General features: G+C 65.4%; 12 protein-coding genes. 3 read left to right on the top strand and 9 right to left on the bottom strand.

The window, feature by feature from the left end:
• The coding region (locus VGQ94_02450; protein ID HEV2021364.1) for a TonB-dependent receptor at positions 1–2380 on the bottom strand (2380 nt) is incomplete at its 3' end.
• Positions 2381–2914: 534 nt separating this feature from the next.
• Between VGQ94_02450 and VGQ94_02445 the strand changes: the two genes are divergently transcribed.
• Positions 2915–3301, top strand: a complete 387-nt coding sequence (locus tag VGQ94_02445; protein ID HEV2021363.1) for a hypothetical protein — start codon at positions 2915–2917, stop codon at positions 3299–3301.
• 8 nt (positions 3302–3309) lie between these two features.
• Here the strand turns inward: VGQ94_02445 and dcd are convergent, their stop codons facing one another.
• Positions 3310–3864 (bottom strand): dCTP deaminase, encoded by a 555-nt coding sequence (dcd, locus tag VGQ94_02440; protein ID HEV2021362.1) that lies wholly within the window; start codon positions 3862–3864, stop codon positions 3310–3312.
• A gap of 179 nt (positions 3865–4043) precedes the next feature.
• On the opposite strand from dcd, the gene VGQ94_02435 reads away from it, so the two are divergent.
• Together VGQ94_02435 and VGQ94_02430 are read left to right on the top strand one after the other, a co-directional pair.
• Complete coding sequence (locus VGQ94_02435; protein HEV2021361.1) at positions 4044–4313, top strand: HU family DNA-binding protein; 270 nt, start codon at positions 4044–4046, stop codon at positions 4311–4313.
• Between the two features lie 30 nt (positions 4314–4343).
• Positions 4344–5318, top strand: coding sequence for a site-2 protease family protein (locus tag VGQ94_02430; GenBank protein HEV2021360.1), 975 nt, complete (start codon positions 4344–4346; stop codon positions 5316–5318).
• A 4-nt stretch (positions 5319–5322) separates the two neighbouring features.
• Here VGQ94_02430 and priA read toward each other — a convergent pair whose 3' ends face one another.
• The 7 genes from priA to VGQ94_02395 form a co-directional block, all read right to left on the bottom strand.
• The gene (gene priA, locus VGQ94_02425; protein ID HEV2021359.1) at positions 5323–7749 is read right to left on the bottom strand and encodes a primosomal protein N'; all 2427 of its coding nucleotides are present in this window, start codon (positions 7747–7749) and stop codon (positions 5323–5325) included.
• Positions 7750–7785: 36 nt separating this feature from the next.
• The gene (locus VGQ94_02420; GenBank protein ID HEV2021358.1) at positions 7786–8571 is read right to left on the bottom strand and encodes a uracil-DNA glycosylase; all 786 of its coding nucleotides are present in this window, start codon (positions 8569–8571) and stop codon (positions 7786–7788) included.
• The gene (coaBC, locus tag VGQ94_02415; GenBank protein HEV2021357.1) at positions 8568–9800 is read right to left on the bottom strand and encodes a bifunctional phosphopantothenoylcysteine decarboxylase/phosphopantothenate--cysteine ligase CoaBC; all 1233 of its coding nucleotides are present in this window, start codon (positions 9798–9800) and stop codon (positions 8568–8570) included. The genes VGQ94_02420 and coaBC overlap by 4 nt, the downstream gene beginning before the upstream one ends.
• Positions 9801–9918: 118 nt before the next feature.
• Complete coding sequence (gene rpoZ, locus VGQ94_02410; protein ID HEV2021356.1) at positions 9919–10152, bottom strand: DNA-directed RNA polymerase subunit omega; 234 nt, start codon at positions 10150–10152, stop codon at positions 9919–9921.
• 5 nt (positions 10153–10157) lie between these two features.
• On the bottom strand, positions 10158–10871 hold the full coding sequence (gmk, locus tag VGQ94_02405; protein ID HEV2021355.1) for a guanylate kinase: 714 nt from the start codon (positions 10869–10871) through the stop codon (positions 10158–10160).
• Positions 10868–11761: a YicC/YloC family endoribonuclease gene (locus VGQ94_02400; GenBank protein HEV2021354.1), complete on the bottom strand. Its 894-nt coding sequence runs from the start codon at positions 11759–11761 to the stop codon at positions 10868–10870. Before VGQ94_02400 ends, gmk begins: the two co-directional genes overlap by 4 nt.
• Complete coding sequence (locus VGQ94_02395) at positions 11758–13596, bottom strand: ABC transporter ATP-binding protein (protein HEV2021353.1); 1839 nt, start codon at positions 13594–13596, stop codon at positions 11758–11760. The genes VGQ94_02400 and VGQ94_02395 overlap by 4 nt, the downstream gene beginning before the upstream one ends.
• Between the last annotated feature and the right edge of the window lie 104 nt (positions 13597–13700).

The raw sequence follows: 13700 nt of genomic DNA, 5'->3' as shown, positions 1-13700 counted from the left end.
GTACGCCCGCATGGCCCACCCGTACCAGGCCATTGGCCACAGGGTCGTAGTTCCAGAGCTGGTCGTTTCTCTCCTCAGGCACGGAGAGGTACTGGTAGCGCAATCCCAGGTTCACCGTAAAGCGCGGACTGATCCGCCAGGTGTCCTGCATGTACCCGGCGAACGCCCAGGAGTGCAGCCGGATGTTATACGGCTTAGTCTGGCTCTGGGCAAAGTCGAAGGTCGGGAATCGAAAGGACTCCGAAAAACCGCCGGGGCAGACCTGATTGCAGCTGATGCTGCTGTCGCTGGTGAACTCCCCGATGTCCGAGGAGTACACCAAGCCGCGCTGCCAGGCGCCGTCGAAGTTGTGGTTGTTCAGGTTGCGGTATTCCACCCCGAACTTTATCCCGTGCTTGCCATGTGACCAGGAGACGCTGTCGGCCAGCGTCCAGGTGTCATCCCGCCGCGAGCTCGGAGCATTGAGCGGGGCGCCCAGGCGAGCATACGGGAACAGGTAGTCAAGCGTGGGAGCCTGGCAGGGCCCGACAGCAAAATACTCGAACCAACTACAGTAAGCGCCATCGGTCCCCGGGGTCGCACCGCTGTACTGCGCGTCCATGCCGTTGAGCAGGATGGTCGACAACCCGCGATTGGGGAAATTGCTAGCCGCAGGATAGATGTTGGGCGTGAGGCCAAGGGTCGTGGCATCGAAGCTGGCGTCCTGGGCGCTCTCACTCACGTTGAAGCGGCTGATTGCAAACCGCACCTCGTTGATGAGCGTGGTGGAAAAGGTGTGGCTCCAGGTGGCGTTGATGTTCTGGTTCAGGGCGCCGCGGAAGGCGCCGTTGCCCGGGTAGTTGGGCTGCACCGGTAGCGTGTCGTCGTGTAATTGGTTTAATCCCTGCGCCACGTAGCGGATGGTGAAGTTGTTGGCCGCCGACTTCATGATGTCCACGCGCGCCAGTCCGTTGTGGACGTGGGTGAAGTTCGGCGCTTGGCCCCGGAAGAACTCCAGCACCCCCGGCACACCCACCACGTTGGAGTTCGGGAAGAGTGACAGGATGCCACGCGCGCTGCCACAGGCAGCGGTGACACTGGTACAGGCACCAAGCGGATAGTCCTGCTGGCCACCCGTCACCGGGAAATTGAAGTTCCCGGTCGCGAAGGGATCGTACGTCTTGTCGAACCTCGTAGGCACGCGTTCGAAGATGGGATTGGGGTTTTTAATGAGCGTGCCCTCGTAGCTGAGGAACCAGAACACTTTGTCCTTGACCAGCGGGCCGCCCGCATTAACGCCGAACTGCTTGGAGTCGAAGCTCGGCTTGAAGCGGTTGTTGGCCGCCAGGACGGCCGCCGGGTCGAAGCGAGTGTTCTTGCCGGTTCCGCCCGTGCCACCGGAGGTGCAGGCCACGGTGCCGGCAACGCCGGTAAAAGCGGACAGGGAGTCTGTGCAGAAGCCTAAAAATTCCGCGACTGCGACATAGCTGTTGTAGCGCAGCGGAGAAAAGTCGCTAAGAACCAAGGGTCCCACAATCGTCGTACTGGTCGGGCCGGCGTAGGCCGCGGCGCTGTCGAAGGTGCTGCCGTTGTAGACGGAGAGCGGATTGTCGGCGTTCAACACGTCGTTGCCCCAGTAGCCGAAGACGCTGCCATGGAAGCCATTGCCGCCGCGCCGGGTGACCACGTTGACCGTGCCGCCCGCGTTGCGCCCATACTCCGCGCTGGCATTGGAGGAGATGAGGCGGAACTCCTGCACCGAGTCGTTCACCTGAAAGGGCACGGCCTGGTTGCTGCTGGAGGCCACGTTGTCCGAACCATCGAGCAAGAAATTGTTCTGGTTGGGCCGGTTGCCGGAAACGCTGAAAGAGGCGCCCAGCAACTCGGAATTGGCTTCCGTGTCGTGGGTGTTGGGCGTCAGCAGGCCGAGAGCCAGGAAGTTCCGGTTGTATAACGGAAGCGAACGCAACTGGTCCCCGGTGATCACGCCGCTCACCGTCGAGCTCACCATCTCGTTGGTGACGGCTGACGCCTCCGCTTTCTTCTCCACCACTGGCGCCGCCGCCGTCGCCGCCTGCTCCTTCAGCGGCGGCAGGATCACCCGCTCGTCGCCCACGTTCACCGTGATCCCCGCCCGGATGTCCAGCTTCGTCCCACCCTTGGCCGCCGTCACCCGGTACCCTTCCGCCGGAGGCACCTCGGCGAAGTTGTAGGACCCATCCGAGCCCGTGGTCGTGGTGCGCGTGAACCCCAAGGCAGGGTTCTCCAGGATCACGGTCGCGCCCGCCATGGGATTCCCGGCCGCGTCGTACACCGTCCCGTACAGCATCGCGTTCTGCGTTGCCGCGAACACTGGCGCCGCCATCAACAGCAGCCCGCACGTCAGCACCAACCACTGCATCGTCCTGCTCATCGTAAGCCTCCGGGCCCCTAGCGGATTCTCAGCTTTCATAGTCCAAAACCAATTACTCTCGCGCGCGAACCTTGCTCCCCGTTTGCGCCTCGAGGAGTTTCTTCGGACACCTGTTTCGACGTTACCGGCGGCGCTTCACACCCCTAAGTTCCTTGTTCACCGCCTTTTGTGACGAGAAGTAATAACATTTCCCGGGACAAAACGCCAGCCCCAAAACCAAAGCAAAAAAAAGCCCCCAACCCGGGGGCCCATTCCGGGAAGACGGGTACCCGGAGAGTTACCAGGTGTACCGCCCCCGAACTAGCCCAGCCGGGGATCGTGCGTCGAACTCCCGCGCAACCCGTTTTCCTCCGCGGCTTTCCGGGCACCAGCTTCCGGGATTGCCACCTCCAGCGCCCTGTGGTACGGTATGGGCAATTTTTCAGACTTAAACCCCAGCTTCCCCAGGTCTCAGCCAGGAAACCGATTCGAGTATCTCCATCAGTGTGGCTGTCTCTCTGGGGACCGAACTCAGGAACCATCATGAAAGATGCCGTTGATTCCGTTGTCACCGGAGACTCCGAGTCGGAAGGATTCTCCAACCGCAAGCTGATCCGCCCGTCCCTGAGCCGTTCCGAGCACACGCGCGGCGAGGCCGGCGAGAGGCGGGAACGCTCCGCGGGCCCCCGCAAGACCCCTCCTCCGGAGCAGACCCACGCCGAGAACTTCTACTACCAGAAGCAGATGCAGTCGAAGACCCCGATGGTGGTGGTGCTCAAGGACGGGGAAGAGATCCACGGGATCATCGAGTGGTATGACAAGCGCTGCCTGAAGGTGAACCGGAGCGACGGCCTGCCCAACCTACTTATCTACAAGCCCAACATCAAGTACATCTTCAAGGCTTCTGAAGCCGCCGGCAACGGCAAGTAGCCCGGCCGTTACAGCCGCGGCAGCACGATCCCCGTCTGCGCCTGATACTTCCCTTTCTTGTCCTTATAACTGGTCTCGCATATCTCGTCGGACTGGAAGAACAGGATCTGGCACATGCCCTCGTTGGCGTAGATCTTGGCGGGCAGCGGGCTGGTGTTCGAGATCTCCAGCGTCACGAAGCCCTCCCACTCGGGCTCGAAGGGTGTCACGTTCACGATGATGCCGCAGCGCGCGTAGGTGGATTTGCCCACGCACACCGTCAGCACGTCGCGCGGGATCTTGAAGTACTCCACCGAGCGCGCCAGCGCGAACGAGTTGGGCGGGATGATGGCGCACTCCGACTGCAGGGTCACGAACGACCGCTCGTCGAAGTTCTTGGGATCGATCAGGCTGGAGTTCACGTTGGTAAAGATCTTGAACTCGTCCGCTACCCGCAAGTCGTATCCGTAGGAGGAAAGCCCGTAGGAGACCACTCCGTTGCGCACCTGTTTCTCCGCGAAGGGGTTGATCATGTCGTGCTCCTGCGCCATTTTGCGGATCCAACGGTCACTCTTGATGGACATAGCTCTCCTTGGGGAAACGGGCCCGCCCCCAGCGGGCTTCCGATGAAAGAAAGGGCGCGGCCATCTTAAGCGTGAAGACCGTCGTTGACAATGCCTGCTATGTCCTTTAGCATCCGCGTCTTGACGCTGGCTTCCAGCCGCCACCCCTTCGGCTGCGCCCGCTCCGGGAGAATCCGTCTGTGATCAAGCTCGACATCATCAACGAAGTGGTCAACAAAACGGGCATCACCAAGACCAAGGCCGAGCTGGCGGTGGAGACGGTTTTCGATAGCATGAAGAAGGCGCTGGCCAAGGGCGATCGCATCGAGCTCCGCGGCTTCGGCGTCTTCAACGTCCGCCCCCGCAAGACCGGCATCGGGCGCAATCCCCGCACCGGTGCCGAGGTCAACATCCCTCCGGGGAAGGCGGTCCGCTTCAAGCCCGGCAAAGAGCTGCAGTCCATTGAATAGCGCCTAGCGCCCGGGGCCGTCCCGTAGCCGATGTCAGAGCCCACACCGCCGCTTTCTTCCACCTACGAATATTTTCGCCCCTTCGAGGTCCTGGTCCTGCCGCCGCCCAAGCGGCGCTACTGGCTGCACGCCCTGCTTCTCCTGGCCACCGTCTTCACCACCCTGGTCGGCGGCGCCCGCCTGCAATACACCTTCGATCACAACCTGCCCGCGTTTTCCGTCGACGACGACTTCTTCCCTCTCCCCTGGGTGGTCGAGCAGCCCCAGCGCCTGCTGCTCGGCATTCCCTTCTCCGCCACGCTCCTGCTCATCCTGCTCACCCACGAGATGGGACACTTCCTCTACTGCCTGCGCAATCGGGTGTACGCCACGCTTCCCTACTTCCTCCCCATCCCCACCCCTATCGGGACCCTGGGAGCGTTCATCCGCATCCGCTCGCCCATCCGCACCCGCGCCGCGCTCTTCGACATCGGCATCGCCGGGCCCATCGCCGGATTCGTCGTGGCCGTCGGCGCACTGGTCGTGGCCTTTCTCCTCTCTCAGCCCATGCCTCCGGCCATGCCGCCCTCGGAGATCCAATTCGGACATCCCCTGATCTTCCACCTTGTCCACTGGGCCATGGCGTCGCTGGGGATGGTTCCGGCCTCTCTCGACGCCCTACACCTTCATCCGGTAGCCATGGCGGCCTGGGTGGGGATGCTGGCCACGGCGCTCAACCTCTTGCCCGGAGGCCAACTCGACGGCGGCCACATCGTCTATGCGCTCTGGCCCCGCGCCCACCGCTGGTGGACCCGCGGTACCGCATTGGTCCTCTTGCCTTTGGGATTCCTGTGGCAAGGCTGGCTGCTCTGGGCCGCCATCCTGCTGGTGACCGGCGTGCGCCATCCCCCGGTCCCGCCCTTCCCCGGACTCTCTCGCGGACGCCTGCTGCTGGCTGTGCTGGGTCTGGTGATTCTGCTGCTCACCTTCATGCCCGCGCCCGTGGTGGGCCACGGGTTGCGCTGACCGCTCACAGCAGCGACAGCGCGTCCACATCCACCACCACGTTGCGCGCCGGGATCTTCTGCTCCGCCAGCCTCTGCTGCAGCGCACGCAGCGTGGCGTTCAGCCGCTCGCGGCTCTCCGACTTGAGGACGAAGTGGTAGCGGTAGTCGCGCTTCAGGCGCGTCAGCGGCGCGGCCGACGGCCCCAGCACCCGCAGCCCCGGCGCGCGACGCTTCTCGAACCAGCGCCCGATCGCCCCGGCGTAGCCCAGCGCCTCCTCCAGCTTCTCGCTGCGGATCAGCAGGTTGGCCACTGCCGTGAACGGCGGATAGTGCATCCACTTCCGGTAGCGCAACTCTTTCTCGTAGAAGCCGGCGTAGTCGTGCCGCGCGGCAAACTGGATGGCGTAGTGCTCGGGATAATACGTCTGCAGGACGACCCGCCCCGGCATGGTCCCGCGGCCGGCACGGCCCGCCACCTGGGTGAGCAACTGAAAGGTGCGCTCGGCGGCGCGGAAGTCAGGGAAGCCCAGTGCGAAGTCGGCTCCCACCACTCCCACCAGCGTCACGCCGTGGATGTCGTGTCCCTTGGCGATCATCTGCGTGCCCACCAGTAGATCGAGTTCGCCCGCGTCGAGGGCGTTCAGCACGCGCTCAAAGTCGCCGCGGGCGCGCACCGTATCCCGGTCCAGCCGCCCCACCCGTGCCTGCGGGAAGGCCCCGTGGATGCGCTCCTCCAGCTTCTCCGACCCGGTCCCCAGAAACTGCACGTACTCGCTGCCGCACTTGGGACAGGTCTCCGGCACCGCCTGCTGGTATCCGCAGTAGTGGCAGAGCAGACGGTTGCGTCCCTTGTGGTGGGTGAGCGCGATGGCGCAGTTCTGGCACTGCACCGTCTCCCCACAGGCCCGGCAGAGCACCACCGGCGAGTATCCGCGGCGGTTGAGCAGGATCATGGCCTGCTCGCCGCGCTCCAGCCGCTCGCGGATCTCCGCCACCAGCTTGCGCGAGAAGAGCTGGTCTTCGCCCGTCTCGCGGAACTCGGCGCGCATGTCCACCACCTCCACCTCGGGCAGCGGACGCTGCTCCACCCGCTCGCGCAACTCCAGCAGCGCGTACTTGCCGCGCTGCCCGTTGTAAAAGGATTCGAGCGCCGGCGTGGCCGAGCCCAGCACCACCGCCGCCCCGGCGTGCTTGGCGCGCATGATAGCCACGTCCCGCCCGTGGTAGCGCGGCGTCTCCTCCTGTTTGTAGGAAGGGTCCTGCTCCTCGTCCACCACGATCAGCGCCAGGTTCGCCACCGGCGCGAACACCGCCGAGCGCGTCCCCACCACGATGCGCGCCTCGCCCCGCCGGATGCGGTGCCACTGCCCGGCGCGCTCCCCCGCCGTCAGCCCGGAGTGCAGGATGGCCGCCTGCTCGCCGAAGGTCGCCTGCAATCGCGCCGCGGCCGCCGGCGTCAACCCGATCTCCGGCACCAGCAGGATGGCCGAGCGCCCTGCGTCCAGCACCGCCTGCATGGCCGCCAGGTATACCGCCGTCTTCCCCGACCCAGTCACTCCGTGGATCAGCGAGACCGAAAACTTCTTCGAAGCGACAGCGGCGTCAATGTGTGCGAGCACCGCCCGCTGCTCCGCGCTCAGCGAGAAGTCTTCGGGCCGCAGCGCCATCCCGGAGATTGAGAACGGCGCTTCTTCTTCCACAATCTCCACCAACTTGCGACGCACCAGACCCGCCAGCGTGCTCTTCGGGAGTTCGAGCCCGGAGAGCACCTCCACCGGCAGCCGACCGCCACTCGCCGCCAGTGTTTCCACCAGCACCTTCTGGTTGGCGTTGAGCTTGCCTGTCACCTCCCGCAACAACGCGATCCGACGCTGCGGGCGCGCGTCGCGCGTCGCGGCTGTGTCCTCCCGCGCGATCCATTTCTTGCGGACCATGCCCTCCAGCAGCCGCCGCGAGGCTTTCGTCGCGGCGCGCACGCCGGCTTCCCGCGCTCCATCGCGCCCGTTCAGGTAGTCGAGGACGGAGTATTCGGTCATCTGCTCCGCCGGGGTGCGTCGCGAGCGCAGCGAGGAACCACCCTCGGCCGACCGGTAGAGCGCTTCTTGCCCGGCCGCGGTGATGCAGTACGCGCGCGCACGCCGCACCTCCGCCGCCAGCGGCAGCATGGTGCGGTACACCTCGCCCAGCGGCGCCAGGTAGTACTGCGAGATCCATTCGCCCAGCTTCATCAGCCCGTCATCGAGCGCCGGCTCGTCGTCCAAAACGCTGAGGATATTTTTTGCGGCGACCTTAGGCGCGCGGTCGTGCAGCGCCGTGACAACGCCCGCCAAGCGCAGGGTGCGGAAGGGGACCAGCACGCGCGCGCCCCGCACCGGTGTGGCTGAGCCTAGGCGGTAGGTGAAGACGGTCTCCAGCGGGACCGGCAGCGCGACGTCGCAGAACTCAGGCATCAGGAAGAGATTATCCCGGCGGCGGGAGGTCCGGTTCTATTTCTTTGGCGCTTGCAGACCCAGGTATTCCATCACCATCTGCAGGTCTTTCCACGTCTCTTTTTTCTGCCGGGGATCGCGCAGCAGGAACGCGGGATGGTAGGTCACGGCCAGACGCGTGCCGCGGAAGTCGTACCAGCGCCCGCGCAGCTTGGCCATGGACTCGTTCATGCCGAGCAGATTCTTGGCAGCCACCGCGCCCAGGGCGACGATCACCTTGGGCTGGATGGCGGCGATCTGCCGCAGCAGGAAGGGAGAGCAGGTGTCACACTCGTCCCGCTCCGGAGTGCGGTTGCCCGGCGGGCGGCACTTCACTACGTTGGCGATGTACACGTCCTCGCGCGCCAGTCCCATGGCCGCGATCATGCTGTTCAGCAGTTGCCCGGCGCGCCCCACGAAGGGCAGGCCCTGCGCGTCTTCGTCGGCGCCCGGACCCTCGCCCACGAACATCAGCTCGGCTTCGTGATTCCCTGTGCCGAAGACGATGTTCGTGCGGTTCTGGTGCAGCCCGCAGCGCGTGCACTCTCCCAGGTCTTCGCGGATGACCGCCAGCGCCTGCTTGCGGTCGTGGATGGCGCTCTCCGGCAAGGGACCGGCCGCGGCTTCAAGGATGGAAAGCTGCGCCGCCTGCGCCGCCACTGGCGCTGCCGCCACCGGCGCGGCCTCCGGCTGCGAAGCGGGCGCTGCCCCGCGCCGGTAGAAGTCATGGATCCCCAGCTCCTGGTAGTAGCGGATGCGGGTAGCGATCGCCTGCTTGGTCTGGGGGTCGAGCGGGCGGCTCATGCCTTGCGGCCCGGCCCGGCCGCGGCGGGCTGGGAGCGCTCCTGCCGGATGCGCACCACGGCGTCCAGCACCCGGTGCGCCACCTCCCACTTCGTGGTCTCTGGGACTTCGACGGTCCCCGAGGGCGTCACGATGGTGACCGCGTTACGGTCAGAGTCGAAGCCGATCCCCGGCTGCGAGACATCGTTGACCACGATGGCGTCGGCGGACTTGGCTTCGAGCTTCTCCCTGGCGTTCCGCATCGCGTCTTCCGTCTCGGCGGCGAAGCCCACCAAGATCTGCGTTGTCTTCTTCGCACCCAGCTCCGCCAGGATGTCGGCCGTGGGCTCGAGTTCCAGCACCAGCTTCTCGCGTCGCTTGATCTTCCGCCCCGCGGCTTCTTTCGGACGGTAGTCGGCGACCGCCGCCGCTTTGATGACAACCGAAGCGTCGAGGAAGCGCGCCAGCACCACTTGGCGCATCTGCTCGGCGGTTTCGACCGGAATCGTCTCCGCCGCGCCCGGCGGCTGAAGGCTGGTGGGCCCGCTCACCAGAATCACGCGCGCGCCGCGGCGCAGCGCCGCTTCCGCCAGCGCGTATCCCATCTTGCCACTCGAGCGATTGCCGAGATACCGCACCGGGTCCACCGGCTCGCGCGTCGGTCCGGCGGTGATCAGCACGGTTTCGCCCGCCAGGTCCTGCGCCGCGCCCAGCGCCTCCAGGGTCGCGGCCACAATGGCTTCGTTCGCGGCCAGCCGCCCCGGGCCCAGCATCCCGCAGGCGAGGTAGCCTGCTTCCGGCTCCACCACGTGCACCCCGCGCTCGCGCAGCTTCTTCAGGTTCTCCTGCGTAGCGGGATGCTCCCACATGTTGACGTTCATGGCCGGAGCCACCACCACGGGCGCGGTGGTCGCGAGAAAAAGTGTCGAAAGGAAATCGTCGGCCAGGCCGTTGGCGAACTTGGCCAGGGTGTCGGCAGTGGCCGGGGCCACCAGCAGGGCGTCAATGGACTGGGCCACGGCGATGTGCTCGACTGCGGACTCGAGGTTGGGCGCTTCCGCGCCGCTCGCGAACAGGTCGGTGATCACCTTCTCGCCGGAAAGGGCGGCAAAGGTCAGCGGGCGGACGAACTCCTGCGCCGAGCGCGTCATCACCACCTGCACCCGCACGCCGCGCTCCTGCAACAGGCGCACCAACTCCGCCGCCTTGTAGGCCGCAATCCCGCCGCACACGCCGAGGGCCACTTTCATACAGTTGATTGTAAACCTTGGACTGCCAGGAGGGATTGGGTCATCGGGCCGTTGAGCCATTGAAAGTGAATTGGGTTTCAATGACTCAATGACCCAATGACTCAATGGTTCATCCGCGTCAGCGTTTGCCCAGTGCCTGGTCGATCATCTCGCTGACCGCAACGGCCGCGGGCTTGGTCTCGCCGATGATGTAGGGCACCTTGCCCGCCTGCACCTCGTCCTGAGCGATCCTGCAAGGCTTGCGCGAGTGCGTGTCCACCAGCGGCCGGGCGCCGCCCTGGAGCTGCCGCGCGCGCCGCGCCGCCACCAGGATGTAGCGGTAGTTGCTGTCGAATCCGTCCATCAGCTTCATCGTTGTTACCTCGAAGGGCTGCCGCTGGGTGCGGCGGAGAGAGCGAAGGATGCCAGGATGGGTTGCAATTGCTTGCTCATCCTCTCCTGGCGGCATTCCTCTGCGATGGCGACCGTCCGCTGATCCTCGGCGGAAAGCTCCCGGCCCGAGCGCCGCATGCGCTCGCTCAGCACGATGGCCTTCAACTGCTCGATGGATCGGTCCAGATGGTCGTTCACCAGAATATAGTCGTAGTTGGGGTATTTCTCAACCTCGCGCGCCGCGGCCAGCAGCCGTCTCTGCAAGGTAGCCTCCAGCATCTTCTCTGCGTAGCTCCGGTCGCGCAGCCGCTTCTCCAGCACTTGCTTGGACGGAGGCAGCACGAAAACGGCCACGGCCTGCGGCAGCTTCGCCTTGATCTGCTCCTCGCCCTGCACGTCGATGTCCAGCAGCAGGTCCTGGCCGCGCTCCTCCGCCTCGCGCAGGAAGCGTCGCGGCGTGCCGTAGAAGTTTCCATGCACCTCGGCGTGCTCCAGGAATTCGTCCTCGGCCAGCATCTTCTCGAACTCCTCGCGCGCCACGAAGTAGTACTCGCGCCCGTCCTGCTCGTTCCCCCGCTGCTTGCGCGTGGTGTAGGAGACCGAGAACAGCAGTCCCGGCACCTGCTCGCGCAGCAGGTTGGCCAGCGTCGTCTTGCCCGATCCCGAGGGCGCCGAGATGATGAACACCGTGGGCTTCATTCGACGTTCTGCACCTGCTCGCGCAGTTTTTCGATCTCCGCCTTCATGGCCAGGCCCAGCTCCGTGATCAGCAGCCCCTCGCCCGCTAGGCCGCTGGTCTTGGCGGAAAGCGTGTTGGCCTCGCGGTTCATCTCCTGCAGCAGAAAGTCCAGCTTCTTGCCGGCCTCGCCGCCCGAGTCGAGCAGCCCCAGGAAGTGTCGCAGGTGGGCGCGCAAGCGCACGATCTCTTCTTCCACGTCGCTGCGCTCGGCCAACAGCGCCGCCTCCTGCAGCAGACGGTCGTGCTCCACCTTCGCTCCCAACAGCTCCTGCATGCGCGACTCGATCTTCTTCATGTAGGCAGGGGTCACCGCCGCCCGCAGCTTCTCCACCTGCGCCACGGCTTCGCTCAGCCGCTCGGCGCGTTCGCGCAGATCGCGCGCAATCTCCTTGCCTTCGGCCTCGCGCATCTGGTTGAGCTGCGCCACGGCCTCCGCTAGCGCGGCCAGCACCGCGGATCCGAAGTTGTCGTCGGCCACCGCCGGAGCCGCCGTCAGCGCTCCCGGCAGCTTCAGGATGGCGTTCAGGTCCGGCTCAGCCTTGACGTCGAACTGCATGGCCGCAATCTGGTAGGCGTTGATGTAGGCGCCGACGAACTCTTTGTTGACGCTCAGCGGGGCGGCGCCGCCCCGCTCCAGAGAAAGCGTCAGCTCCACATGTCCGCGCATGAGCCGTTCCTTGAGCGCGCGCCGCAGCTTCATCTCCAAAGCGTCGCACTCCGCCGGCAGCCGCAGATGCAGGTCCAGGAAGCGATGGTTCACCGACTTCAGCGAGAGCGTGAAGCCGCCGGGCTCGCCCGCCGCGCTCTTCACCTGCGCGTATCCGGTCATGGAGCGGATGGGAGTCTTCATGGGGCGGCCACCTTGGGAGCGTCGGCGTCCACGAACTGCAAGTCATAGAGGCGGCGGTAGGCGCCGTCGCGCCCCATCAAGTCGTCGTGCGTTCCGACATCGGTGATGGTCCCATTCTCCAGCACCACGATGCGGTCCGCGCGGCGCACGGTGGAGAGCCGGTGGGCGATCACCAACACCGTGCGCCCCTGCATCAGGTTGCCGAGGGCGGGCTGCACCAGCGCCTCCGACTCCGAGTCCAGGGCCGAGGTGGCCTCGTCCAGGATCAGGATGGGAGCGTTCTTCAGCAGCGCCCGGGCAATGGCGATGCGCTGGCGCTCGCCTCCGGAGAGGCGCAGCCCGCGCTCGCCGATCACCGTGTCATAGCCCTCGGGCAGAGAGGAGATGAAGTCATGGGCCAGCGCCGCCCGCGCCGCGGCTTCCACTTGCGCCAGCGCGACATGCGGCTGCCCGTAAGCGATGTTATTGCGCACCGTGTCGTTGAACAGGATGGTCTCCTGGGTGACGATGCCCACCTGCGCCCGCAGCGAGGCCAGCGTGACCTCGCGCACATCGTGGCCGTCCAGCTTCAGGCTGCCGCTCGAGACGTCGAAGAAGCGCGGGATCAGGTGCACCAGCGTGCTCTTGCCCGCGCCGCTCGAGCCCACGATGGCCACCACCTCCCCGCGCTGCACCTCCAAGGTGACGTCCCGCAGGATACCTCGTTCGTCGCCATTGCCTCCGTAGGAGAAGCCCACATTCTCGAAGCGCACCGCCTGGCGGAACGCTGGCAGCCTGGCCGCGCCGGGCTTTTCCCGGACTTCGTCCTCTTCATCGAGGAATTGGAAGATGGCCGCCGAAGCGCCCAGGGCCTGCTGGAAGTTGTTGTTATAGATGGCGAATTTGCGCACCGGGTCGTAGAGCTTGAACACGGCCACGATGAACGCCACGAAGATGCCGGCGGAGAAGTACCCCGTCTTGATGTGATCACGGCCCAGCAGCAGCAGCAGGGCGATGGCCACCGCGCCCACCAGGTCCATCACCGGGCCGGTCAGCGCGAACGCCAGCACGGAGCGGAGGTTCGCCCGAAACAGTTTCCTCGCCGCCCCGCGGAAGCGCAGGCTCTCCCAAAGCTCCGTGCTGAACGCCTTCACGATGCGGTTGCCGGTGATGGTCTCATGCAGGATGTTCTGAACGTCCGCCAGCTTGTCCTGTCCCCGGCGCGTGGTCGTGCGCACCCGCCTCCCGATGCGTAGCGCCGAAAGGAAAATGAACGGGATGAACAACAGCAGCACCCAGGCCAGCCGCCGCCCCAGCAGAACCACCACCCCGGCGGTAAACAGCAGGATGAAGAACTGCTGCAGGAATTCCCCCAACACCGTGGACATGGCGAACTGTACCTTCTCGATGTCGTTGATGATGGTCGAGAGCAGCGTGCCCGTCGTGTGCTTCTGAAAGAACGCCACCGAGCGCTTCAGGACCGCATCGTAGATGTGGTTCCGCAGGTCGGTGATCAGTCCGAACCCCGCGTAGTTCACCAGATAGGTGCCCAGGTAATCGCAAACGCCCTTGAGAGCCGTCGAGGCCACCAGAGCGAAGGCAACCACCGTCCAGGCGTTGTGAAAATGCGAGGGAACGAATTGCTGCAAGTAGATGGCTGCCCCCCCGCCGGGAACCTTGAACAGCACGATGTTCTCCGACCCGGAAGGAGGGTTCAGCACCCGGTCGAGCATGGGCCCGATCAGCAGCAGCCGAAAGGCGTCCAGCGCGCCCACCAGCGCCATCAGGACCACCGAGGCCCCCAGGTACAGCCAGTACGGTCTTGCGTAGCGCAGCAGGCGGCCTAGCTGGCGCATGGGCCCCCGGTCTCGGCCCGCAAAGGCGGGATTGACGCAGTCGTCAACAGGCCCACATTCTAATGGAATCGCCGGGGATTTCGCTCCTAACTGACGGACTAGGA

Source organism: Terriglobales bacterium, from assembly GCA_035937135.1.
Classification (GTDB): domain Bacteria; phylum Acidobacteriota; class Terriglobia; order Terriglobales; family Acidobacteriaceae; genus DASYVL01.
This window is presented reverse-complemented; position numbering and strand designations above follow the sequence as displayed.

Coding starts and splice junctions, on each gene's coding strand:
- VGQ94_02395 (HEV2021353.1), bottom strand. CDS start 13,596: ATGCGCCAGCTAGGCCGCCTGCTGCGCTACGCAAGACCGTACTGGCTG.
- gmk (HEV2021355.1), bottom strand. CDS start 10,871: ATGAAGCCCACGGTGTTCATCATCTCGGCGCCCTCGGGATCGGGCAAG.
- dcd (HEV2021362.1), bottom strand. CDS start 3,864: ATGTCCATCAAGAGTGACCGTTGGATCCGCAAAATGGCGCAGGAGCAC.
- VGQ94_02445 (HEV2021363.1), top strand. CDS start 2,915: ATGAAAGATGCCGTTGATTCCGTTGTCACCGGAGACTCCGAGTCGGAA.
- coaBC (HEV2021357.1), bottom strand. CDS start 9,800: ATGAAAGTGGCCCTCGGCGTGTGCGGCGGGATTGCGGCCTACAAGGCG.
- priA (HEV2021359.1), bottom strand. CDS start 7,749: ATGCCTGAGTTCTGCGACGTCGCGCTGCCGGTCCCGCTGGAGACCGTC.
- rpoZ (HEV2021356.1), bottom strand. CDS start 10,152: ATGAAGCTGATGGACGGATTCGACAGCAACTACCGCTACATCCTGGTG.
- VGQ94_02430 (HEV2021360.1), top strand. CDS start 4,344: ATGTCAGAGCCCACACCGCCGCTTTCTTCCACCTACGAATATTTTCGC.
- VGQ94_02400 (HEV2021354.1), bottom strand. CDS start 11,761: ATGAAGACTCCCATCCGCTCCATGACCGGATACGCGCAGGTGAAGAGC.
- VGQ94_02420 (HEV2021358.1), bottom strand. CDS start 8,571: ATGAGCCGCCCGCTCGACCCCCAGACCAAGCAGGCGATCGCTACCCGC.